Source organism: Streptomyces sp. NPDC050759, assembly GCF_044456945.1.
In the GTDB taxonomy this organism is placed as follows: Bacteria; Actinomycetota; Actinomycetes; order Streptomycetales; family Streptomycetaceae; genus Streptomyces.
The window spans coordinates 443942-465612 of the sequence record NZ_JBITGI010000003.1 but is presented as its reverse complement, the minus strand read 5'-3'; the positions used below and the strand labels follow the sequence as shown (position 1 = coordinate 465612).

General features: G+C 69.7%; 21 protein-coding genes and 1 pseudogene. 11 read left to right on the top strand and 11 right to left on the bottom strand.

The annotated features are described in order from the left end of the window. Positions 1–52 precede the first annotated feature (52 nt). The 3 genes from ACIBJB_RS12075 to ACIBJB_RS12065 are packed head-to-tail and all read left to right on the top strand — an operon-like array spanning position 53 to position 3682. Positions 53–1639: a Na+/H+ antiporter gene (locus ACIBJB_RS12075; protein WP_398929307.1), complete on the top strand. Its 1587-nt coding sequence runs from the start codon at positions 53–55 to the stop codon at positions 1637–1639. Positions 1640–1696: 57 nt separating this feature from the next. Further along, positions 1697–2656 (top strand): amidohydrolase family protein, encoded by a 960-nt coding sequence (locus ACIBJB_RS12070; RefSeq protein ID WP_398929305.1) that lies wholly within the window; start codon positions 1697–1699, stop codon positions 2654–2656. 39 nt (positions 2657–2695) lie between these two features. After that, a complete protein-coding gene (locus ACIBJB_RS12065) occupies positions 2696–3682 on the top strand; it encodes an aldo/keto reductase (RefSeq protein ID WP_398929303.1) in 987 nt (328 codons plus the stop codon). A gap of 31 nt (positions 3683–3713) precedes the next feature. Here the strand turns inward: ACIBJB_RS12065 and ACIBJB_RS12060 are convergent, their stop codons facing one another. Next, positions 3714–4649, bottom strand: a complete 936-nt coding sequence (locus tag ACIBJB_RS12060) for a helix-turn-helix domain-containing protein (RefSeq protein ID WP_398929301.1) — start codon at positions 4647–4649, stop codon at positions 3714–3716. Positions 4650–4778: 129 nt separating this feature from the next. Here ACIBJB_RS12060 and ACIBJB_RS12055 point away from each other — a divergent pair, with 129 nt between their 5' ends. Further along, complete coding sequence (locus ACIBJB_RS12055) at positions 4779–5810, top strand: saccharopine dehydrogenase family protein (protein ID WP_398929299.1); 1032 nt, start codon at positions 4779–4781, stop codon at positions 5808–5810. 16 nt (positions 5811–5826) lie between these two features. On the opposite strand, the gene ACIBJB_RS12050 is transcribed toward ACIBJB_RS12055, so the two are convergent. Further along, positions 5827–6471 (bottom strand): NADPH-dependent F420 reductase, encoded by a 645-nt coding sequence (locus ACIBJB_RS12050; RefSeq protein ID WP_398929297.1) that lies wholly within the window; start codon positions 6469–6471, stop codon positions 5827–5829. Positions 6472–6542: 71 nt separating this feature from the next. Then, positions 6543–7355, bottom strand: coding sequence for an inositol monophosphatase family protein (locus tag ACIBJB_RS12045; RefSeq protein ID WP_398929295.1), 813 nt, complete (start codon positions 7353–7355; stop codon positions 6543–6545). Between the two features lie 115 nt (positions 7356–7470). Between ACIBJB_RS12045 and ACIBJB_RS12040 the strand changes: the two genes are divergently transcribed. Beyond that, complete coding sequence (locus tag ACIBJB_RS12040; protein WP_398929293.1) at positions 7471–8397, top strand: LysR family transcriptional regulator; 927 nt, start codon at positions 7471–7473, stop codon at positions 8395–8397. 80 nt (positions 8398–8477) lie between these two features. Here ACIBJB_RS12040 and ACIBJB_RS12035 read toward each other — a convergent pair whose 3' ends face one another. Continuing rightward, complete coding sequence (locus tag ACIBJB_RS12035) at positions 8478–9059, bottom strand: SMI1/KNR4 family protein (RefSeq protein ID WP_398929291.1); 582 nt, start codon at positions 9057–9059, stop codon at positions 8478–8480. Between the two features lie 169 nt (positions 9060–9228). Here ACIBJB_RS12035 and ACIBJB_RS12030 point away from each other — a divergent pair, with 169 nt between their 5' ends. Continuing rightward, positions 9229–11538 (top strand): beta-L-arabinofuranosidase domain-containing protein, encoded by a 2310-nt coding sequence (locus tag ACIBJB_RS12030; protein ID WP_398929288.1) that lies wholly within the window; start codon positions 9229–9231, stop codon positions 11536–11538. Positions 11539–11659: 121 nt separating this feature from the next. Here the strand turns inward: ACIBJB_RS12030 and ACIBJB_RS12025 are convergent, their stop codons facing one another. Both ACIBJB_RS12025 and ACIBJB_RS12020 read right to left on the bottom strand, forming a co-directional pair. After that, on the bottom strand, positions 11660–12265 hold the full coding sequence (locus ACIBJB_RS12025) for a dihydrofolate reductase family protein (protein WP_398929286.1): 606 nt from the start codon (positions 12263–12265) through the stop codon (positions 11660–11662). A gap of 152 nt (positions 12266–12417) precedes the next feature. Further along, entirely contained in the window at positions 12418–13278 is an 861-nt protein-coding gene (locus ACIBJB_RS12020) for an SAM-dependent methyltransferase (protein ID WP_398929284.1), read from the bottom strand. 38 nt (positions 13279–13316) lie between these two features. Here ACIBJB_RS12020 and ACIBJB_RS12015 point away from each other — a divergent pair, with 38 nt between their 5' ends. The 5 genes from ACIBJB_RS12015 (at position 13317) to ACIBJB_RS11995 (ending at position 17587) form a co-directional block, all read left to right on the top strand. Further along, entirely contained in the window at positions 13317–14315 is a 999-nt protein-coding gene (locus tag ACIBJB_RS12015) for an RNA polymerase subunit sigma-70 (protein ID WP_398929282.1), read from the top strand. 139 nt (positions 14316–14454) lie between these two features. After that, complete coding sequence (locus ACIBJB_RS12010) at positions 14455–14910, top strand: DUF6069 family protein (RefSeq protein WP_398929280.1); 456 nt, start codon at positions 14455–14457, stop codon at positions 14908–14910. A 110-nt stretch (positions 14911–15020) separates the two neighbouring features. Further along, positions 15021–16385: a glutamate decarboxylase gene (locus tag ACIBJB_RS12005; protein WP_398929278.1), complete on the top strand. Its 1365-nt coding sequence runs from the start codon at positions 15021–15023 to the stop codon at positions 16383–16385. A 207-nt stretch (positions 16386–16592) separates the two neighbouring features. After that, on the top strand, positions 16593–17177 hold the full coding sequence (locus ACIBJB_RS12000; protein ID WP_398929277.1) for a dihydrofolate reductase family protein: 585 nt from the start codon (positions 16593–16595) through the stop codon (positions 17175–17177). After that, a complete protein-coding gene (locus tag ACIBJB_RS11995) occupies positions 17174–17587 on the top strand; it encodes a VOC family protein (RefSeq protein ID WP_398929275.1) in 414 nt (137 codons plus the stop codon). The genes ACIBJB_RS12000 and ACIBJB_RS11995 overlap by 4 nt, the downstream gene beginning before the upstream one ends. A 199-nt stretch (positions 17588–17786) precedes the next feature. Here the strand turns inward: ACIBJB_RS11995 and ACIBJB_RS11990 are convergent, their stop codons facing one another. The 5 genes and pseudogenes from ACIBJB_RS11990 to ACIBJB_RS11970 form a co-directional block, all read right to left on the bottom strand. After that, entirely contained in the window at positions 17787–18431 is a 645-nt protein-coding gene (locus ACIBJB_RS11990) for a GAP family protein (protein WP_398929273.1), read from the bottom strand. 297 nt (positions 18432–18728) lie between these two features. Next, positions 18729–19121, bottom strand: a complete 393-nt coding sequence (locus ACIBJB_RS11985) for a VOC family protein (RefSeq protein ID WP_398929271.1) — start codon at positions 19119–19121, stop codon at positions 18729–18731. Positions 19122–19301: 180 nt separating this feature from the next. Next, entirely contained in the window at positions 19302–20339 is a 1038-nt protein-coding gene (locus tag ACIBJB_RS11980) for an SPFH domain-containing protein (RefSeq protein ID WP_398929269.1), read from the bottom strand. A gap of 4 nt (positions 20340–20343) precedes the next feature. Continuing rightward, the gene (locus ACIBJB_RS11975) at positions 20344–20775 is read right to left on the bottom strand and encodes an NfeD family protein (protein ID WP_057613409.1); all 432 of its coding nucleotides are present in this window, start codon (positions 20773–20775) and stop codon (positions 20344–20346) included. Positions 20776–21143: 368 nt separating this feature from the next. Then, positions 21144–21380, bottom strand: a pseudogene (locus ACIBJB_RS11970) (hypothetical protein); the annotation flags it as partial. Positions 21381–21671 lie beyond the last annotated feature (291 nt).

The window sequence follows — 21671 nt, the reverse complement described above, 5'->3', positions numbered from 1 at the left end:
GTGGAAGCAGCTTCGCCTCCATCGGCATCCGTCCCCTGCCAGGAGTAGCGCCATGCTCGGTCTCGAACTCGTCGTCGCCCTGGGCGCCGCCGTGCTGGTGGGCAACGTCCTGGGCCGGCGCTTCCACGTCGCGTCGCCCGTCGTGCTGCTCGTCGTGGGCGCTCTGCTCGGTTTCGTCCCGGCCGTCCGCCAGACCCAACTCCCGCCCGAAGTGGTGTTGTTGCTCTTCCTGCCCGTGCTGTTGTACTGGGAGAGCCTGACCACGTCCATGCGGGAGATCCGTACGAACCTGCGCGGCATCGTCCTGCTCAGCACGGTCCTGGTGATCCTCACCGCGGGGGCCGTGGCGGTCGCCGGGCACACGCTCGGGCTCGACTGGGGACCGGCGTGGGCGCTGGGCGCGGCCGTGGCTCCCACCGACGCCACAGCGGTCGGCGCCCTGGCCGGCTCCCTGCCGCGCCGTCAGATCACCGTGCTCCGAGCGGAAAGCCTCGTCAACGACGGCACGGCACTGGTCATTTTCGGCCTGGCGGTCGGTATCACCGTCGGCGAGGAGCACCTCACCCTGCCGCACGTCGGAGCGCTGTTCCTGCTGGCATACGGGGGCGGGGCTGCGGTCGGTGTGGCGGTCGCCTGGGTCAACATGAACCTGCGGCGCCGTCTTGACGATCCCCTCCTGGGCAACCTCGTCATGATCCTGGCGCCGTTCACGGCGTATCTGCTCGCGGAACTGATTCACGCCTCCGGTGTCCTCGCGGTCGTCGTGAGCGGGCTGATCATGGCCCAGGTGGCTCCCAGCCTCATCCGCGCCGAACATCGCCGACAGGCACTGGCCTTCTGGCCGCTGGCCACCTTCATCATCAACAGCGCGCTGTTCGTCCTCGTCGGCGTGGAACTCCAGTACGCGTTGCGCCACTTGAGCCGGTCGGAACTCCAGGACGCCCTGATCGCGGTCGGCGTGGTCAGCGGGGTCCTGGTCGCGGTCCGGATCGCGTTCCTGTTCTCCTCCGCCTACCTGATCCGCGCCATCGATCGGCGTCCCCAGCAGCGACAGCGGAGAATGACTCACCGGGCCCGTGTCGTCAGCGGTTTCGCGGGCTTCCGTGGCGCGGTGTCGCTCGCCGTGGCCCTCTCGGTGCCGGAGACGCTCGACTCGGGCGCGCCGTTCCCCGACCGCAACTTCATCGTCTTCGTCACCTCCGGCGTCATCGTGGTGACCCTCGTGGTGCAGGGACTGCTGCTGCCCGGCGTGGTGCGCTGGGCCCGGCTGCCGCGCGACACGTCCGTCGACGAGGAAGAGGTGCTCGCCGAGACGAAGGCGACTGAGGAAGCCATCGAGGCACTGCCCCAACTCGCCGCCGAACAGGGCACCACCCCGAAAGTCGTGGAATGGCTGCGCCAGGAGTACGAGGCCCACCTGGCAACCGTACGGGCCAAAGGCACGGGCACCGACGGCGATCCCGCCCTGCTCCACAACCGCCACTACACCGACCTCCGCCTCGCCCTGATCGCCCACAGACGCGCAACCGTCGTCCGCCTGCGCGACGAGCGAAAGATCGACGACACCGTGCTGCGCCGGCTCCAGGCCACCCTGGACAACGAAGAGGTGCGCCTGGCCGGACGCGAGCAGGTGGAGTGAACGGAGTCGGACCCCCGCTCTTGCCCCAAGTCCCCTAGGAGAAGAGATCGTCCTGCCATGTCCTCCGGTCTCATCGACGTACACGCCCACCTCCTGCCCGACTTCTACGTCCAGCAGGCCGCAGCGGCGGGCCACGCCCACCCCGATGGCATGGGCGGCTGGCCGTCGTGGTCCGCGAAAGCGCACCTGGACCTGATGGATCGCAACGGCATCGAGACCGCGATGCTGTCCATGTCCTCCCCCGGCGTGCACTTCGGCGACGACAAGGCGGCACGACTCCTCGCCCGGCGCGTCAACGAGTACACCGCCGAACTGACCCGAGCCCACCCCGGCCGCTTCGGCAACTTCGTGTCGCTCCCCCTGCCGGACGTGGACGCCTCGTTGGAGGAGATCGCCTTCGCCTACGACGAACTCGACGCCGACGGCGTGGCTTTGCTGACCCACACGCAGGGTGTCTACCTGGGCGACCAGCGCCTCGAACCGGTCTTCGCGGAACTCGACCGCCGCCGGGCCGTGGTCTTCCTGCACCCCACCTCACCGGTGGGCTGGGAACAGTCCGCACTCGGTCGACCGCGGCCGATGGTCGAGTACATCTTCGACACGGCCCGCACCGTCACGGACCTGGTGATGGCGGGCGTCGTGACGCGCTGTCCCCGCATCCAGGTGATCGTTCCGCACTGCGGTGGCGCGGTACCCGTCCTGGCCGACCGCATCAACGAGTTCACGAGACTGTTCGTGCCCTCGGAGAACACGCCCGCCAAGGACGCGGTGCAGCAACTACGAGGCCTGTACTACGACATGGCGGGCACCGCCTTCCCACGCCAGGTCCCAGCGCTGCTGCAGCTCGTCGATCCGGACCGCGTGCTGTTCGGCAGCGACTACTGCTGGACCCCTCCCCCACTGGCCGACGCCCACATCGCGGCGATCGACGCGGTCGAGTCACCGGTGGAGGGAACCACCTGGCGGTCCCTGACGACGGCCAACGCCCAGCGCCTGTTCGCGGGGACGGCGCGGTAGACGGCGAGCGTCCAGTATGGGCATCAACAAGGAGGAAAAATGCACACGCGAACGCTCGGGCAAGACCTCCGGGTATCCGCCATCGGCCTCGGTGCCATGGGAATGTCCCAGAGTTACGGCCCGAACCCCGGCGATCGAGACGACATGATCGCCGTACTCCGTGGCGCCGTCGACCGCGGGGTCACGTTCTTCGACACCGCTGAGGTGTACGGCCCCTACGTCAACGAGGAGCTCGTCGGCGAGGCCCTCGCTCCGGTGCGTGACCAAGTGGTGATCGCCACGAAGTTCGGATTCCGCATCGAGAACGGCGCCTCAGTCGGACTCGACAGCCGACCCGAGCAGATCCGTGCCGTCGCCACGGCCTCCCTCAAGCGGCTCAGGCTCGAGAGGATCGACCTGTTCTACCAGCACCGCGTAGACCCAGAGGTGCCGATCGAAGACGTCGCCGGCACCGTCGCCGAGCTGGTGCAGGAGGGCAAGGTCCGCTCCTTCGGGCTCTCGGAGGCCGGCGCGGAGACCATCCGCCGTGCTCACTCGGTCCACCCGGTGACGGCGGTGCAGAGCGAGTACTCGCTGTGGACCCGGGATCCCGAGCCGCAGGTCCTGCCGACGTGCGCGGCCCTCGGGATCGGGTTCGTACCCTTCAGCCCGCTCGGCAAGGGGTTCCTGACCGGAGCAGTGGACGCGTCGACATCCTTCGCGGACGGCGACGTCCGCACAACGATTCCACGGTTCACGGCCGAGAACCGGGCGGCGAACCAGGCTCTCGTCGAGCACATCTCAGCGCTCGCACAGGCCAAGGACGCCACACCGGGACAGGTCGCGCTCGCCTGGCTGCTCGCGCGGCATCCGTCGATCGTCCCGATTCCCGGAACGCGGCGCATCGCGCGTATCGAGGAGAACATCGGCGCCACCCAACTGCCGCTCTCCGCGGACGAACTGGCGGACCTCAACGAACTGGCCGGCCGGGTCGGGGTGCAGGGAGACCGCTACAACGAGCACCACATGTCGCTGGTCGACAAATGATCCTCGTGAAGTCCAGCCCTCCTATACCTGGTCAGGGACGGAAGGTGCGGCGGTAGGTGTCCGGTGGGACGCCGACGCTGCGGTGGAAGTGGCGGCGCAGGGTGGTTGCGGTGCCCATGCCGGTGGCCGCCGCGATGGTGTCCACGGTGGCGTCGGTGGTCTCCAGCAGTTCCTGGGCGTGGCGAATGCGCTGGATGTGGAGCCATTGCAGCGGCGTGGTGCCGGTGAGGTGCTTGAAGTGGCGGCCGAGGTGGCGTGAGCTCATGCGGGCCTGGCGGGCCAGGTCCTCCACGGTCATTGGCTGGTCCAGCCGCTCCAGCGCCCAGGGGAAGAGCTCGCCCAGGGGGTGGTTGCCTTCGGCGGGGAGGGGGGTGGCGATGAACTGGGCCTGGCCGCCGTCGCGGTGGGGCGGGATGACCAGGCGTCGGGCGATCTTGTTGGCGCTCGCCGAGCCGTGGTCGAGACGGACCAGGTGCAGGCACAGGTCCATGGCGGCGGCCTTGCCCGCGGAGGTGAGGACATCGCCGTTGTCGACGTAGAGGACGTCCGGATCGACGGTGGCCGCCGGGTGGCGCCGGGCCAGTTTCCCTGTGTGGGCCCAGTGGGTGGTGGCGCGCCTGCCGTCGAGCAGTCCTGCCGCGCCCAGGACGAAGGCGCCGGTGCACAGTGAGGCCACGCGGGCACCGGCCGCGTGGGCCGCACGCACCGCATCGACCAGCTCGGCGGGCGGGTCGCGGTCGGTGTCCGCCCAGCCAGGGACGATCACTGTGTCCGCGTGCGCGAGGTGGTCGAGTCCGTGGTCGGGTTCCAGGCGGAAGCGGCCGAGGTGCACCGGCCCGCTCCCGCAGAGGGAGAAGTCGTACCAGGGGTCCACGATGTGGGTCAGGTCGCCTCCGAAGACCTCGACGGCCACGGCCAGTTCGTAGTGGAGCATGCCGTCGGTGACGGCCAGCGCAACAGCGGTCATGTCCGGAACTGTACGGGGCATGTCGTTTCCGACACTCTCGTGGAGGGCCGCCGGAGAGACAGGATGTGCGTGTCAGGCCGCAGCGGATGAATCTCGCAGCGGGCGTTCGAGCACACGGGGAGCGGTCTCATGGGGTCAGGTCAGCTGGTGGCGGTGTTCGGCGCATACGGTCACACCGGGCGGTTCGTGGTCGCGGAGCTGGCCGCGCGTGGGTTCGTCCCGGTGCTGTCCGGGCGCAATGCGCAGACCCTGGAGGAGCTGGCCGGCGAGTACGGTCTTGAGGCCCGGGTGGCGTCGGTCGACGATCCGGCCTCCCTTGACCGGGCCCTGGCGGGAACGGCGGCGGTCATCAACTGCGCCGGCCCCTTCGCCTCGACCGTCGGCCCCGTGATCGAGGCCGCGCTCCGCGCGAAGATCCCCTACCTGGACGTGGCCGCCGAACTCGAGGCCAACCTCGACACCTTCGCCCACTACCGGGAGCGGGCCCGGGACGCGGGAGCGGTGATCGTCCCGGCCATGGCCTTCTTCGGCGGCCTCGGCGACCTGCTGACCACCGCGGCGATGGACGACTGGACCGAGGCCGACGAGGCACACATCGCCTATGCGCTCAGCGACTGGCACCCCACCGCCGGTACCCGGCTCTCGGGCACGGTCTCCCGCGAGAGACGCGGCACCCACCGCCTGCGCTACACCGGCGGACAGTGGGAACGCCGTACCGACGCCGCACCCGTCCTGGAATGGACCTTCCCGGAACCAGTGGGCCCCCGGACGGTGATCGGGGAGTTCACGATGGCGGATGTCGTCACCGTCCCCCAGCACCTCTCCATCCCCGACGTAACCACCTACATGACCGCCGAGGCGGCTCGGGACGTCACCGCCCCCCACACGCCGGCCCCGACGGCCACCGACGAGAGCGGGCGCTCGGACCAGACCTTCCTCGTCGATGTCGTCGTCCGCTCCGGCGGAGCCGAACGCCGGGCCACGGCCCGCGGCCAGGACATCTACGCCGTCACCGCGCCCCTCGTCACCGAGGCCCTCGAGCGCGTCCTGACCGGCCGCACCAAGACGGTCGGCGTCGCCTCCGCCGGCGAGATCTTCGACGCCCCCGACTTCCTGCACGCGCTCGCCCCGCACATCACACTCGACCTGGTTCTGGTCTGAACCCGGTCTTGATGTGTCAGCGGGCGAGGGAGACGGCGAAGGGCTTGAAGCCGTGCCGGCGCAGGATGTGGGGCACGACAAGGATCATGGCCTCGGTGGCGCGAGCCGTGGTGATGCCGCCGAGGTCCTCGATCCGTTCGGGCTGCCAGCCCAGGTCGCCGAGCAGGCCGGTGACGGTTCTCTTCGCGTGTTCGTCGTCGCCCGAGAGATAGGCGGTCGGTGGGGCGGCCAGGGTTTCCGGAGCGGTCATGACCATGAAAAGCATGGTATTGAGGGTCTTGACCACATGGGTGTCGGGGAGCGCGGCCTGAAGCTTCTCGCCGAGGCTGCTGCCGGGATAACACAGGTCGCCGGGCAGGCCGTCGCCGTCGTCGCGGGTGGCGTTGGAGACGTCGATGAGGATCTTGCCCGCGAGGTCGGCGCGCAGGCCGGTGAGGCGGTCCAGGGAGCTGTCGCCGGGCGTCGCGTTGATCACGATGTCCGCGGTGCGGGCAGTGGTGCGCTGGTCGGCGAAGGCGATCCGCGGGGCGAGCCCGGCGGGGCGGGCGGCGGTGTCTTCGGGTCTGCGGCCACCGAGGGTGACCTGGTGTCCGGCTGCGGAGAGCTTGCCTGCGAGGTTCGTGCCGACGCGGCCGGCGCCCAGGATGCCGATGCTGGTCATGCGGTGATGCTCCTTGCGTATCGGGGCGGTATATCGGGGCGGATCGGGGTGCGGTGGAGCGGAGACGTCGGTCAGGCGATCGGCGAGAGGACCTTGAGGGCGGCGCCGTGGATACCGGGGGCGGCGGCCAGGAAGTCGCGGCTGCCGGTGTTCCAGGGTTCGCCCGTCAGGTCGGTGACCGTGCCTCCGGCCTCGGAGACCAGCAGGGCGCCGGCGACCAGGCCGGAGCGGACGTCGGAGAACTGCCAGAACGCGTCCATGCGTCCGGCGGCGACGTGGATGAGCTGCATCGTGGCGGGCACGGACACCCGCACGACCAGGCCGTTGACGAGCATCGCGGTGACGGAGTCACCGATCCGCCGGAAGGTGCGCTCGTCCTCGCCGGGCTTGGCCTGGCCGGTGCCGATGAGCGCCGCGCCCAGGTCGGTCTTGGCGGACACCTTCAGGGGCCGGTCGTTGAGCCGGGCACCGCCGCCGGCGACCGCGGTGTAGGTGTCGCCGGTCAGCGGCAGGTGGACGACGGTGAGTACCGGCTGGTTGTCGCGGACCAGGGTGGCGGTGACGGCCCAGTCGTCCATGCCGTGGACGTGGTTGATATTGCCCTCGGCGGGGTCGACGACCCACCACTCCCCGGGCGGGAGCGCGCCGCCGGCCAGCTCGTCCTCGGCCCACTGCGACCCCGGCCGGGCCTGCAGCAGCGGCTCCCGCAGCACGTCGAGCACCGCGTCGTCGTTGGCGTGGATCTCGCCCACGACCTCCTCCAGACTCACGCCCCGGGCGTGCGAGGTGTGGCGGTCGCGCAGCGTGACGCCGCCGGCCTTCACCGCGGCGGTCACGTCGGACAGGAGCGTCGTACCGGCGTCGAAAGGCATGGCTGTGCTCATGGCGGGCTCCCTGGTTTCGGTCGAAGCGGGGCGGTTGTCTCGCCCCCGCACTTCGAAGGTAGGCCGCACGGTCATTAACAACCAGTGCATGCTTGTCACTTGTAGAGTTACTCTCATGCAACTGGATCTGAACCTGCTCACAGCCCTGGACGCCCTGCTGGAAGAGGGCAGCGTCGCCGGCGCGGCAGCACGCCTCCACGTCACCGCACCGGCGATGAGCCGCTCCCTGGGCCGCATCCGCAAGGCCACCGGTGACCAGATCCTGGTCCGCACCGGCCGCAGCATGGTCCCCACCACCCGCGCGCTGGCCATGCGCGCCGAGGTCCACGCCCTCGTGCAGCAGGCCCACCGGCTTCTGTCCGCGCAGCAGGAACTCGACCTGGCGACTCTGGACCGGGTGTTCACCGTGCGCTGGCACGACGCCCTGACGGCCGCCTGCGGCACTGCCTTGACCAGGGCCGTCCGCCATCAGGCCCCCGGCGTCCGGCTGCGCCTGTCCGCGGAACCCGGGACGGACGACGCCGAGCTGCGCCGGGGTGAGGTCGACCTCGAATCAAGCGCCGGCGTTCCGACGCTCCCCGACATCCGCCACCGCCTCGTCGGCAAGGACCGGCTGGTCGTCGCCGCCCGCCCCGGCCACCCGCTCACCGCGGGCCCGCTGAGCCTTGAGCGTTACGCGGCCGCCGAACACCTCACCGTTTCGCGGCGCGGAAGCCTGCGTGACCCGATCGACGACGCCCTGACCACACGCGGCCTCGAACGACGTGTCGTCGCCGTCGGGCCCACCGCCGCCTTCGCCCTGCAACTCGCCCTCGACACCGACCTGATCGTCACCCTCCCCGACGCGGTCACCCGCACGGCCCGGGAACAACTCGGTCTGGCCACACTGCCGCCGCCACTCCCGCTGCCCGACGTACCCCTGTACCTGCTCTGGCACCAGCGCTACGACAACGACCGCGCCCACACCTGGCTACGAGACCTGGCCACCGAAACCGTCCGGGCACTGTTCACACCACCGACCGCCTCTCACACAGCCCCATGATCCGCAGCCCCGCCCGGCACCCCGTTCACGCGAAATGCGGCGAAGCTCCGCGTCCCCAAACCGTCACAACGGGCTGAGCATCAGAAGTCCCAGTCCAGTTCATCCTCGTCGACTGCGACAGGCAGGTAACCGTCCACCGCCTCGCCGGTCTCCAGAGCCGTGGCCGTCGCATCCAGGAGGGCCGGGAGTGACGCCCACATGGGGTGGCGCGAAAAGAGGCATCCCATTTCATGATCGGCATTGCCGATCCTTCCGCGCCGGCGGTAGGGGCGCTGGTCGATGATGAGGTAGTCCCCCGCACCGTCGAAGGCGAAGGGGATCCAATGCGCATGCCACCACGGCCCGTACTCCCCGTCCGGGTCGCCTTCCTCCGCTCCCGCCGGCTCATCTCCGTAGATCTTCATGCGTGTCTGCCAGGCACTGGTGATGCTCTGCACCTCGAGCAAGGACCAGAACGGCGGCAGCAGGTCGTAGTGGCCCATGCCGTTGTGCCGCAGCAAGGACTCCACCAAGGGCTCGGGAAACGGCTGCCCGATGGCCTGTTCGGCCACGGCAATCGCCGATCGCTCCGCCGGGGGGCCAAGAGCGGCAAAGGTACGAGGCGTGTGCCGGGCGAGCCAAACCTCGATACGGGTCCACGACTCGGATATCGACGAAGTCATCCTGAGATGCTGCCACTTCGACGCACCGCTGCACGGGAGGATCCAGGCCACGACCGGCCCGAACTCTGCTGCCCGGCCTTTCCGTGCCCGGCGCGAAGCTCCCGACCGTATCGGCGAGGGTGATATCACCCGTGGTGAGGGCCCGTCTCAACAAAGGAACCAAGCAGTCATGCAGTCACTCCCCCGCAGCGCGGTACGTCTTCTCCCCGGCCCGTTCCTGGACGCGCAGGCCACCGCCCTGGACTACCTGCTGTCCCTCGACCCCGACCGGCTCCTCGCGCCCCTGCGGCGCGAGGCCAACCTGCCGCCGGTCGCCGAGTCCTACGGCAACTGGGAGAACTCCGGTCTCGACGGCCACACCGTCGGGCACGCGCTGTCGGGTGCCGCCCTCATGAGCGCGGTGACGGACGATCCCCGGCCAAGGGCCATGGTCGACCGTCTGGTCGAGGGCGTCGTCGAGTGCCAGGACGCCCTGGGCACCGGCTACGTCGGGGGCATCCCGGACGGCGTGCGGTTGTGGCAGCGGGTGGCCGCGGGGCAGGTGGAGCGGGACTCGTTCGAGCTCGGTGGTGCCTGGGTGCCGTGGTACAACCTGCACAAGCTGTTCGCCGGCCTGCTGGACGCCCACCGCCACGCCGGTTCGGAACCCGCGCTGACCGCCGTGCGACGGCTGGCCGACTGGTGGGACCAGGTGGCGGCGGGGATGGACGACGACACCCACGAAGCCATGCTCCGCACGGAGTTCGGTGGGATGTGCGAGGCGCTGGCGGACCTCGCCGACATCACCGGCACGGACCGCTACGCCGCCCTGGCCCGGCGCTTCCTCGACCGGTCCCTGCTCGGCCCGTTGCGCGAGCACCGCGACATCCTCGACGGGATGCACGCCAACACCCAGATCGCCAAGGTCGTCGGATACCAACGGCTGGGCGAGGTCGGCGGCGACCCCGGCCTGCGGGACGCCGCCCGGTTCTTCTGGCAGACCATCACCCGGCACCGGACCTTCTCCTTCGGCGGCAACTCCGTGAGCGAGCACCTGCATCCCCGCGACGACTTCAGCTCCGCGCTGAAGTCGCCGGAGGGCCCGGAGACCTGCAACACCTACAACATGCTCAAGCTGAGCCGCGCGCTGTTCCTCGAAGAGCCCGATGCCGAGGTGCTCGACCACTACGAGCGTGCGACGGTCAATCACATCCTGTCGTCCCTGCACCCCAAGGGCGGGCTGGTGTACTTCACGCCCGTGCGACCGGGCCACTACCGCACGGTGTCGACACCCCAGAACTGCTTCTGGTGCTGCGTCGGCACCGGGCTGGAAAACCACGCGAAATACGGCGAGTTGGTGTACACCGCGGAGGGCGACGACCTGTTCGTCAACCTCTTCATCGCCTCCCGACTGAGCCTGCCCGACCAGAACCTGATAGTCGAGCAGACCGGGACAGCCCCCTACGACGACGAGGTGAGACTTCTGGTGCGCGGGGCTCCCCCGACCCCTGTGGCGATCCACGTACGCGTCCCCGGCTGGCACGAGGGGACACCCCGGGTCCGTATCAACGGCGCACCGCCCGAGGAGGGACCCGCCCCGCTCACGACGCGCCGCGGGGCAGACGGACAGCCCCTGACCTATGTGCGTCTGATGCGGAGGTGGCGCGAAGGGGACACGATCACCGTGCGCCTTCGCCCGCGCGTCAGCGCCGAGCTGCTCCCCGACGGCTCCCCGTGGGTGTCGTTCCGCTACGGGCCCACCGTCCTCGCGGCCGAGGGCGACCGGAACGACCTGGTCGGGCACTTCGCCGACGACTCCAGGATGGGTCACGTCGCCGGCGGCCCGTTGCGTCCCCTGGAACACCTGCCCGTCGTGCTCGCCCCGAGCACCTCCGATGCGGCGGCCGGTGTACGCCGACTCGCCGCGGACAGGCTGGTGTTCGCCCTGGATCACGTGGACGCGCGACCGGGTGAGTCCGTCACCCTCGTACCGTTCGCCGGCATCCACGACTCCCGCTACCACCTCTACTTCCCGTTGGCGGCACCTGAGCGGCTCCACGAGCGGCGGGCGGAGCTGCGCGCGGCCGACCACGTGACGCTCGCGCTGCACGACCGAACCGTTGACGCCGTTGCCGCCGGCCGGCAACAGCCCGAAAGCGACCACCGGTTCGAGGGACAGGACACATGGTCGGGGCTCACCGACGGGCTGACGTGGCGGGCCGCCACGGGATGGTGGTCGTACCGCCTGGCAGACCCGGACGGCACCGCCACCGGCGTGCAGGTCACCCACCTCCCGGACCCCACTGCCGGATCGACCCGTGTGCTGGTCGACGGACACGTGCTGGACACCCTCACGCCCTCGTCGAAGCTCGGGGACAAGGAAATCTCCCAGGTACTCCCGCTGGACGCACAACGTCGTGCCGGGACCGCCGAGATCCGGTTCGAAGCGGTCGGCCCGGCAACCACCATCCGGCTGCGCGAAGTACGCCTGGTGCGCTGAGTGGCACAGCCGCCCCCAGCCCCGCTTTCGGCCGACCGCGCAGGTGGGCGTGGTCAGCCTCGGAACGGTGCCGGTCGTGGGGGCGCTCGCCGGCGCCGTCGATCCGCACGCCGCGGCCCAGCTAGTAGCTGTCGTAGCTGGGCTTACCGTTCGCCCGGTAGATGCCGACGACGGTGCCGCCCTTCGTCGTCGAGACGCTGACCGGCTCCAGCGCAGTGGGGATCGCTCCGTCGGCGAACAGCCGCTTGCCGGTGCCGATGATCACTGGGTGGATGGTCAGCCGGTACTCGTCGACGAGGTCGTGCCGCATGAGGGTCTGTGCGAGGTCGCCGCTCCCGACCACGTTGATGTTGCCACCGTCGGACGCCTTCAGCTCGCGTACGGCATCGACGATGTCGCCCTCCAGCAGCGTGGAGTTCTGCCACTCGACGGACGTCAGGGTCCGAGACGCCACGTACTTGTGCATGCCGTTCATCCGATCGGTGAACGGGTTGTCGGGATCGGCGGTCGGCCAGTACGACGCGAAGATCTCGTACGTCTTGCGGCCGAGCAGCATCGCGTCGGAGTGCTCGTACCAACCGGCGATGGCCGCGCCGACCTCGTCGTCGGACACCGGCTTCTGCCAGCCGCCGTGCTCGAAGCCGCTCTCGGCGTCCTCGTCCGGACCGCCCGGCGCCTGCATGACGCCGTCCAGGCTCAGGAACGTGCAAACGGTGATCTTGCGCATGGTGCGCTCCCTTCGTCGAGGGGTAGACGGCACGACCGCCGGAAACTCATCGGCGGAACGTGACCGACGCCCGGCTGCCGGATCGTCTCGAGCAGGGGCTCGGCTGGTGCGGGGCCCTTGGAATCGATCATCCAGGGAAACCGGGAGGCGCTCTACCGGCGGACCGCCGAGATCAGTCCACCCGGCCGCTCCTCGCGCTGCGGCGGGGTGCTGATCGGGCGGCCGTAGGCGGCGCGCTCGCGCAGGGTGTGGCTGTCGGCCTCCCAGCCGTGCCCGGCCAACCGGCCCACCGGGTCGTCGGGCATCTCCGAGACCCACAGGGACACCGCCGATCCCGGCGCGGCGTCCCCGCCGAAGCGCTCGATCACGCCGCGCGCGCCCCATGTCAGCCCCATTCGACTGCCTGGCGCCGACTGCGCGCCGATCCGGGCGAGCAGCAACTCCACCGCGTCCTCGGGCAGATGGATCAGCAGTCCCTCGGCGATCCACGCGGTCGGCACGGCCGGGTCGTGTCCTGCGGCGGCCAGCGCCCTTGGCCAGTCCTCACGCAGATCCACCGCTACGGTGATCCGCTCGCAGCGTGCGACGGCCCGCTCCTGGCGCAGCACCGAAGCCTTGAAGTCCAGTGGCGCGGCGGTGTCGACCTCGAACAGCCGGGTGCCCTCGGGCCAGTCCGTCCGGAAGGCCCGGCTGTCCATGCCGGCGCCGAGCAGCACGCCCTGCCGGACCCCGGACGCGGAGGCCTGCCGCCACAGGTCGTCCAGGAACTTGGTCCTGATGACGAGGGAGAACGACACAGCCGGCCGACGGCGTTGCGCGGCCTCGTCCTCGGGCAGCGGCGAGGACGGCCACAGGCCACCGGCGGTGGCGAAGGCCTGTGTCGGTGGGTCGCGGAGCAGCGCCTTCTCCCAGGGGGCCTGATGAGCCGACCTGGAATCCTGACGACACCGCGGACGATCGCAATGGTGCAGGCCATCCTCGCAGTGATGAGTTTCGGCACCCGTACCCGTCACACCTACGACGGGACACGACGAGGCGTAGGGGTGACGTGATGAGTGCGGACACGCGGCTGGAGGAGCCGGACGTGAGCGGGCTGGGCGAGGTCGACGAGCCGGCGTTCTCGGGGCTGGTCGAGCAGCACCGGCGGGAGCTGCACGTGCACTGTTACCGGATGCTCGGGTCGTTCGAGGACGCCGAGGACACCGTGCAGGAAACGTTCCTCCGTGCCTGGCGACGACGGGAGACCTTCGAGGGGCGGTCGACGTTCCGGGCCTGGCTGTACCGGATCGCCACCAACGCCTGCCTGGACCTGCTCGCCAAGTGCCGCCCGGAGCCTGCGACCGGCGGAGAGGTGCTGTGGCTGCAGCCCTACCCGGACCGGCTGCTCGACGAGCTGCCCGCGGGTGGCGGGGACGAACCGGAGGCCGTCGCCGTCGCTCGGGAGACGATCGAGCTGGCGTACCTGGTCGCGGTCCAGCACCTCGCGCCACGCCCGCGGGCCGTGCTGATCCTGCGGGACGTGCTCGGCTGGCCGGCCAAGGACGTCGCGGAGTTCCTGGGGGACTCCGTCAACTCCGTGAACAGCGCACTGCAGCGGGCCCGCGCGGGCATGCGGGAGCACCTGCCCGCCGAACGGCAGGACTGGACCAGCGGCGAGGAGGACCCGGGGACGCGCGAGCTGGTGCGCCGCTTCACCGACGCGAGCGTCGCCAAGGACGTCGACGCTCTCGCTGCCATGCTGCGGGACGACGTCCGCTGCTCGATGCCGCCCACCCCGGGCCTGTACGTGGGTCGCGACACGGTGGTGAACAACTGGGTCGAGGACGGCTTCGCGGACCTGGGGCGCCTGCGCTGCGTCCTCACATCGGTGAACCGGCAGCCCGCCCTCGCCTTCTACCTCTGGCGGGAGCACGACGGCGCGTACCTGCCGCTGACGATCGACGTCCTGCGCATCACCGGCGGGGCGATCACCGAGATCGTCATCTTCCACAACGACCAGTTCCCACGGCTCGGGCTGCCGGAGCGCCTGCCGGCGGACGACACGGAGTAGTCCCGGTGTGGACGCTCGCGCTGCCCGGTGGCGCGCCTGTCGCAGTGGTCGAGGCAGGGTGGGGCTGGCTCCGCGGCACCGGTCACATGCCCGTCAGCACGCACCCCGTGCGCCCGTTACCGAATGACGGAGGAACGAGATGAACGGCGTGAATGACAGAGGGGTCGGCGCAGGCCCGGCATCGGGCCGGACCAGCCACACCTACCGACTCCGCGGGCTCGCCGGCACCGGCTTCCTCGCCACGCTCGCGGCGATGGTGGCCACCACCCTCGCCGCGGCGCTTGCCCTGGCCGTCGGCGTCGACTTCGAGGTACCCGATGGTGGCGAGGCGATCCCGTTGTCCGGGTTCGCCATCGTGACCGGCCTCTTCTCGGTGGTGGGCATCGTCATTGCGGTCGCTCTTCTCCGTTGGAGTGCTTGCCCCGCCGAGCGATTCGTGTGGACGGCAGTGTCGCTGACCGCGCTCTCCTTGGTCCCGCCTCTCCTCTCCGGGGCCAACACCGCCACCACCACCGCCCTCCTCGGGCTGCACCTCGTCCCTGCGACGGTGATGATCCCCACCCTGGCACGGAGCCTCCGCACGCGGACCGGTTGACGAGGGACCGCCAGGAACTCCGTGCCAGGGTGCTGTTCGCGGCCGACGCGCGGTGCCGTCCTGGTGTGTCCCTCGCCGGCGGAACGCTCCCGCGCTGTTTGAATCGCTGCATGACCAAGCGCGATGACGCACTTCTCTTCGGTAACCGATTCCTGACCGCGCCCGCTCCCTCGGAGACCTTCCCCGAGGAAGGTATGGCTGCGACGGACGCCATGAGGCTCGTGGATGTGGATCTCGCCATGGAGGGCGACCCGCAGCGCAACCTCGCCACCTTTGTCACCACGTGGATGGAGCCGGAGGCCCAACGGCTGATCGCCGAGAACCTCCACCGCAATTTCATCGACCATGCGGAGTACCCCATTTCCGCCGAGATCGAGCAGCGCTGCGTGCGCATGCTCGCCGACCTCTTCCACGCGCCGGGCCGGACGACCGGATGCCGGACCCAGGGCTCGTCCGAGGCGATCATGCTCGGCGCGCTGTCGCTGAAGTGGAAGTGGCGCGAGCGCCGCCAGGCGGCGAACCTGTCGACCGACCGCCCCAACCTGGTCTTCGGCGGAGACGTCCACGTCGTGTGGGAGAAGTTCTGCCGCTACTTCGACGTCGAGCCGCGCATCGTGCCGCTTGCCGAGGGCAAGTACACGATCGGCCCCGAGGACGTGGAGCCCCACCTCGACGAGAACACCATCGGCGTCGTCGCCGTCCTCGGCACCACCTTCACCGGCCACAAGGACGATGTCGTCGGGATCGACAAGCTCCTGCGGGACGTACGCGACAAGCGGGACCTCGACATCCCGATCCACGTCGACGGCGCCAGCGGCGCATTCGTGTGGCCCTTCCTCTACCCGGACTCGAAGTGGGACTTCCGGCTCGAGCAGGTCCGTTCGATCAACGTGTCGGGACACAAGTACGGCCTGGTCTACCCCGGCATCGGATGGCTGGTCTTCCGCGAGGAGGCCGACCTGGCCAAGGACCTCGTGTTCTACGAGAACTACTTGGGCAAGACCGACGCGACGTTCACGCTGAACTTCTCCACCGGTGCCTCGATGGTGCTCGCGCAGTACTACAACTTCGTGCGGCTCGGTCGCCAGGGCTACACCTACGTCATGCAGATCATGCAGGAGAACGCCCGCGCATTGGCGGACAACCTGCGCGGCAGCGGCCGCTTCGAAGTGATCGGGAGCGACCTCGAGCAGCTGCCGCTCGTCGCTTTCCGTCTCGCCGGCAAGCACGCCTACGACGAGTCCGACATCGCCTGGCAGCTCTCGGCCGAGCGGGGCTGGATGGTGCCGGCCTACACGCTCCCGCCCAACGCGGAGCGGGTGAAGATCCTGCGCGCCCTGGTCAAGGAGACTCTGAGCCGCGAGCAGGTCGAGCGGCTGAGCCAGGACATCGCCGACGCGTGTCGCACGTTGGACGACAAGGGTGCGGCCCACGGGATCGAGCGGGCCCAGGTCAAGCGCGGCACCGGCTACTGACGCACGGCCGCGTTGATGTCCCCGCCCAGGACGAGCCCGCGACTCCCGCACCCCCCGTGCGCACACAGCTTGGACGACTTCGTTTCATCCGGCGCGGCAGGCCGATGAGTTTGCCGGTTGCCTGAGGTCTCCCCTGTGACCCGCCCGTCCCGTCGGCGGATCAGGATGCGGCGAGTCCCGGTGTCAAGAGGAGAGGTGGAGGCCAGGATGAACAATCCGATTCGGCTTTACATGTCGATGTCGCTCGACGGCTATATCGCCGGCCCGGACGATCGGCCAGGGCAGGAGCTCGGACGCGACGGAGGACGGCTGTTCAACTGGCTCGACGACCGGGAGTCCGACGGTCCCAGCGGCCAGGTCTACCGCGAAGCGCTGGCGACCGGCGCGCTGATCTCCGGCCGACGGACCTTCGAACTCGCCGGGCGCTGGCAGGGCGACCACCACGACGGCGTACCGATCTTCGTCCTCACCCACCAGGTGGACGACGGGGACGTGCCACCCGGCCACGCGCGTTTCGTCACCGACGTCGAGGACTGCGCCCGTCAGGCTCGCGCAGCCGCAGGGGACAGGCCGGTCATGGTCCATGGTGCGGAGGCGGCCCAAGCGCTCCTCCGAGCCGGGCAGATGGACGAGATGGAGATCCACCTCGTGCAGGTCCTCCTCGGGGAAGGCCGACGACTTTTCGATCACCTCGGTCGTGATCACATCGAACTCGACCTCGTCCGACGGCTCGAGGACCGAGACGTCACGCACCTCCGCTACCGAGTGCGCCGACCCGGGGAAGCCGCATGAAGACGCTCTTCGTCGCCTACCGCGTCACCGATCTGGATCGCTCGCTCGGTTTCTACACCGCCTTGGGCTACGTGGAGCTGGGCAGGGTCGAGGTAGGCGACGGGGGCCGCCTCGTGATCCTGCAGTTCCCCGGCGAACCGGCGGCCTCACTCGAACTGGTCCACCGTCCCGCCGACGGAAGCGTCGACGTGGGCAGCGGAGTCGACCACCTCGCGATCCAGGCGGATACCCTGACCGTCACCCTGAAGGCGCTCGCCGAAGCCGGCCTGGAGCCGGGGCCCGTCCAGTATCCGGGCGGCCCTGACGGCCCGAAGACGTCGTGGCTCACGGACCCGGACGGTTACCGGATCGAGCTGGTGGAATGGCCGTCCGGACATCCCGACGGCATCACCGCAGCAGACTTCTCCTGAGACGGCCTCGTCGTCGGGGCCGGCACCGTCCACCGGACGCAAGTGCTGCTCGCGACCGACGCCGAAGCCGCCGACTGGCTCGCCGCCACCGGGTCATGGGCAACCTGCGGGGCCGTCACCCGCACGGTCAGCCGCCGAAGCCCTTTCACCAGATGCCACCGGGGACGCGCCGGCGGTGCTGCCGCCGGGGCCGTCCCTGTCAGGCGACCAACTCGGCGATGCTCCGGGCTGTCAGCCACAGGCCGAGGAGCAGGGCGGACGTGACGATCAGCTGCTCCTGATGCTGCGCGAGCCAGTCCCGCAGGGCGCTCAACCGGGCGTTCGCGACCGCGGGTGCCCAGACGACGTACATCTCCATGACGATCAGGCTGAGGGTGGCCAGCAGGCAGTAGCCGGCCAGTGCGAGCCAGTCGGTGAGGGTGGAGAGGTTCGCGTCGACGGCGGTCGCGGCGCCGGCGCCGACCAGTGCCCAGGGCTGCAGCAGCCATGCCAGGCCGGCTGCCGTGGCCGGGGAGGCGTTGTCGATCCGGGCGGTCCAGCGTGGCGGTCCGTGCGGGCGGGGCGGCCGGAGGTGCCGGTGTGCGCCGTACAGCACCAATGCAACGCCGATGGCTAGTTTCACACCGATGTCGGCGGTCGAGGGCGCGCTGTGACGGGCCGGGGGCTGACCGCCGGTCAGCAGAACCACGCAGGCGATCACCGCGATCAGGTTGGCCAGCCACGACAGCAGGAACGCCAGGCCCTGGCGAACACCGTGCCGTGAGGAGAGCAGCAGGATGAAGGCGCTGTTGTGCAAAGGACCCAAGGTGACGGCCGTAGCGATCACAACCAGGTCGAGGACCATCGGATCAGCCGCTCCTGGGTATCAGGGCCGTGTGCCACCTGTGGATGGGCGGACCGGTCGGCAGCTCGAGGCGGTGCCGCTGCGGTGCCGCATCCCGACTGTGCAGGCGGAGGTCCGGCTGGTCAAGCAGGCCACGCCCGCACGGCGGCACTGGCTACCGACGGGCTCCCTGTCGAGCATGGCCTGAGAAGCAGGGGCCGTCCGCCGCTGTGAGCGCCGGCCGAGCACTTCCTTGCCTTGGTCGACATCGCACCGACCCTCGTCGGCTGACGCGGACTCACCGCCCGACCCGGCCTGTCAGGCGCTCGGGCCGGTGCGTACGAAGAGGCAGAACGGGTGGCCCGCCGGGTCGAACAGGACGCGTACATCGTCCTGAGGCTGTAAGTCTGGCACCGTCGCCCCCAGGGCGAGAGCATGCTCGACGGCTGATGACAGATCGTTCACCTCGATGTCCAGATGCGTCATCATCTGCTGCTCGGACCGGGTGGAAGGCCACCGCGGGCGGGTGAAGAGTGGTTCTGTCTGGAACGACAGCCCGGCACTGCCATCGGGTGGAGCGATCTCCACCCAGCCGGGTTCCACCTTCCGCATCGGCCATCCGAGCAGGCCCTGATAGAACTGCGCCAACTCGTGGGCGTCCGGTGCGTCGAGAGTGGTCGCGGCCAGCCTGAAACGCGGTTGTGGCTTCATGCAGTGCTGCTGCCCCCTTGCGCTGCTGCAAGGCCGACCATCACTCCGGTGAACACTCTCGCGGAGCAGTGCGCGACGCTGCACGTGCAGTTCGGGGCTCCTGTGCGGTCGCCGCGTAGACATTGCGAGCCGAAGAAGATGGCGTCGAAGAGCCCTTCCTTGCTGCCGAAGCAGGCGCCGTCAGCGAGGCGGGGTGGACGTGAGGCCGTCCGGAGTGGCGCGGTCGGCCTTGGCCGCGTCGGCGAGGGCCGCGGCGGCGGCTTCCGCGGCCTGAGCCGCGTCGTCGGCGGCCCGCTCAGCGCTGTCGTCCGAGGGTTTCTCGCGGGTGGCCGGGGACTGGGGCAGCACCTCGGTGAAGGCACGGGACACGCCCTGGAGGGCGGAGGTGATCTCGCTGGGGATCACCCAGAAGTTGTTACCCGAGCCTTGCGCCAGTTGCGGCAGTGTCTGGAGGTACTGGTAGGCCAGAAGTTTGGGGTCGGGGTCGTTGCGATGCACGGCCTGGAAGACCTCGTCGATGGCCCGGGACTGGCCCTCGGCCTGGAGGATCGCGGCCGTACGGTTACCCTCCGCGCGCAGGACGGCGGCCTGCTTGTCGCCTTCGGCGGTGAGGATCTGCGATTGGCGTTGTCCCTCGGCCCCGAGGATCGCGGCCCGCTTGTCCCGCTCGGCCCGCATCTGCTTCTGCATCGCGTCCTTGATGGACTGCGGCGGGTCGATGGCCTTGATCTCCACCCGGTTGACCCTCAGCCCCCACTTGCCCGTGGCCTCGTCCAGTACGCCGCGGAGCTGGCTGTTGATCGTGTCCCGTGAGGTGAGCGTCTTTTCCAGGTCCATGGATCCCACGACATTGCGCAAGGTGGTCACGGTGAGCTGTTCGACCGCCTGAAGGAAATTGGCGATCTCATAGAAAGCCGCTCGCGGGTCGGTGACCTGGAAGTACAGGACGGTGTCGATCTCGACGACGAGATTGTCCTCGGTGATGACCGGTTGCGGCTTGAAGGAGACGACCTGTTCCCGCAGATCGATCACGGGATGAACCCGGTCGATGTACGGGATGACGAGGCTGAGGCCCGGACTCAGGGTCCGGTGGTAGCGCCCGAGTCGCTCGACATTACGAGCACGCGCCTGGGGCACGATACGGACCGCCCGCATCACGGTGAAAACCGCGATCAGCGCGAAGATCAGGCCGGCAATGAGGAACGCCGAGGTTTCCATGGTTTCAGTCCCGGGGGTAGACGAGCGCGGTGGCGCCGCTGATCTCCATGACGTCGACGGTCTTTCCAGGCGGGATCACCAACGTCTCGTCGTAGGCGCGGGCCGTCCATTCCTCGCCGTCGATACGGACCCTGCCGCCGAGGCCCGTCACCTCCGAGAGGACATAGGCAGGCCTGCCGACCAGAGCGTCGATGCCGAACCGCTCCACTTGCGGCCGGAGCACATGGCGCAGTGCGATAGGACGCACGAACACCACGGTGCCCGTGGCGACGAGGGCGAACACCAGGAACTGGAAGGGCAAAGGCAGCCCGACCGCGGCGGATCCCGCCGTGACCAGCGCGGACACACTCAGCATTCCGAGCGCAGCGGTCAGGGTGACGATCTCCGCCACCGCCAACACGGCCGCGACGACCAACCAGATCAGCCATGGATCCATTGCGTGCCTCTTCTCACCGGTGCGGGTGCAGGTGCGGAAGAGCCTGACTCTCACCATTGGACCCCCACACCGGTCAGCGGCGATATCCCTGGGGACGGCAAACCCGGCCCATCCGGCAGTCCCGAGGCTCGGGTGATCAAGGGAGCCAGCGGCTGAGCCTGATGCGACGGGGCCGGAACGCTTCTCGTGCTGTTCGCGACGCGCGCTGCTCACCGCGGTGTCGTCCGTCGGCGGGGTGCGGTTCGGTGGGCGAGCTGCCCTCCTCGCTCCCCGCGCCCGGGCTGCCGGACGTGCCCTTCACCCTGGACACCCTCACCACCGTCGCGCCCTACGCGCTCGCCATGGCGCTGGTCGGCCTGATGGAGTCACACCTGCGCCATAAAGATGAGGATCGCGAGCGCATTGACGAAGCGCACCACGACGCTGCGCGGCACGAACCGCATCAGTTTCGCCACCCCGAGTGCGCCGAGGACGAGATCGCCTCGGGGAATCAGGGCGAGGGCGACCACCAGCCCGGCCAGTACCTCGGTGCGCAGCACCTTCGGATCGGACAGCCAGGTAGGACGCCGGAGGCCGCGCAGCCAGGCGGCAGGGGACGGTGTGATGGGGGACAGGACGAGAAGTACCTGCGGTGTTCGGGTACACCCGGCATCACGGCGGGCGTGCGGGGAGGCATGGGAGGCCGGGGCCGGAAGACCACCGAGTCCGCGAGCGGCGGACCGAAGTCAGGGGGCGGCGGTGAAGCGATCCGCCACCGGATCGTGCGCCGTGCGGCGATGAAGGGTCACGGCGGGCAGGCAGCGGCGCCGGGCATCAGGGGCACACGCACGCGCTCTCCTGCGGGTATCGGTCTTCGCCGGAGGCATCATCGGCCCGGCGCGAGTGACGGCCACGCG

Excerpts from the sequence above, each read along its gene's own strand:
- ACIBJB_RS12050 (WP_398929297.1), bottom strand. The coding sequence starts at position 6,471 with ATGACCAGCATCGGCATCCTGGGCGCCGGCCGCGTCGGCACGAACCTC.
- ACIBJB_RS12000 (WP_398929277.1), top strand. The coding sequence starts at position 16,593 with ATGAACAATCCGATTCGGCTTTACATGTCGATGTCGCTCGACGGCTAT.
- ACIBJB_RS12060 (WP_398929301.1), bottom strand. The coding sequence starts at position 4,649 with ATGACCGCTGTTGCGCTGGCCGTCACCGACGGCATGCTCCACTACGAA.
- ACIBJB_RS11990 (WP_398929273.1), bottom strand. The coding sequence starts at position 18,431 with ATGGTCCTCGACCTGGTTGTGATCGCTACGGCCGTCACCTTGGGTCCT.
- ACIBJB_RS12015 (WP_398929282.1), top strand. The coding sequence starts at position 13,317 with ATGAGTGCGGACACGCGGCTGGAGGAGCCGGACGTGAGCGGGCTGGGC.
- ACIBJB_RS12070 (WP_398929305.1), top strand. The coding sequence starts at position 1,697 with ATGTCCTCCGGTCTCATCGACGTACACGCCCACCTCCTGCCCGACTTC.
- ACIBJB_RS12030 (WP_398929288.1), top strand. The coding sequence starts at position 9,229 with ATGCAGTCACTCCCCCGCAGCGCGGTACGTCTTCTCCCCGGCCCGTTC.
- ACIBJB_RS11980 (WP_398929269.1), bottom strand. The coding sequence starts at position 20,339 with ATGGAAACCTCGGCGTTCCTCATTGCCGGCCTGATCTTCGCGCTGATC.
- ACIBJB_RS11985 (WP_398929271.1), bottom strand. The coding sequence starts at position 19,121 with ATGAAGCCACAACCGCGTTTCAGGCTGGCCGCGACCACTCTCGACGCA.
- ACIBJB_RS12045 (WP_398929295.1), bottom strand. The coding sequence starts at position 7,355 with ATGAGCACAGCCATGCCTTTCGACGCCGGTACGACGCTCCTGTCCGAC.
- ACIBJB_RS12025 (WP_398929286.1), bottom strand. The coding sequence starts at position 12,265 with ATGCGCAAGATCACCGTTTGCACGTTCCTGAGCCTGGACGGCGTCATG.
- ACIBJB_RS11975 (WP_057613409.1), bottom strand. The coding sequence starts at position 20,775 with ATGGATCCATGGCTGATCTGGTTGGTCGTCGCGGCCGTGTTGGCGGTG.
- ACIBJB_RS12010 (WP_398929280.1), top strand. The coding sequence starts at position 14,455 with ATGAACGGCGTGAATGACAGAGGGGTCGGCGCAGGCCCGGCATCGGGC.
- ACIBJB_RS12065 (WP_398929303.1), top strand. The coding sequence starts at position 2,696 with ATGCACACGCGAACGCTCGGGCAAGACCTCCGGGTATCCGCCATCGGC.
- ACIBJB_RS12075 (WP_398929307.1), top strand. The coding sequence starts at position 53 with ATGCTCGGTCTCGAACTCGTCGTCGCCCTGGGCGCCGCCGTGCTGGTG.
- ACIBJB_RS12035 (WP_398929291.1), bottom strand. The coding sequence starts at position 9,059 with ATGACTTCGTCGATATCCGAGTCGTGGACCCGTATCGAGGTTTGGCTC.
- ACIBJB_RS12055 (WP_398929299.1), top strand. The coding sequence starts at position 4,779 with ATGGGGTCAGGTCAGCTGGTGGCGGTGTTCGGCGCATACGGTCACACC.
- ACIBJB_RS11995 (WP_398929275.1), top strand. The coding sequence starts at position 17,174 with ATGAAGACGCTCTTCGTCGCCTACCGCGTCACCGATCTGGATCGCTCG.
- ACIBJB_RS12040 (WP_398929293.1), top strand. The coding sequence starts at position 7,471 with ATGCAACTGGATCTGAACCTGCTCACAGCCCTGGACGCCCTGCTGGAA.
- ACIBJB_RS12005 (WP_398929278.1), top strand. The coding sequence starts at position 15,021 with ATGACCAAGCGCGATGACGCACTTCTCTTCGGTAACCGATTCCTGACC.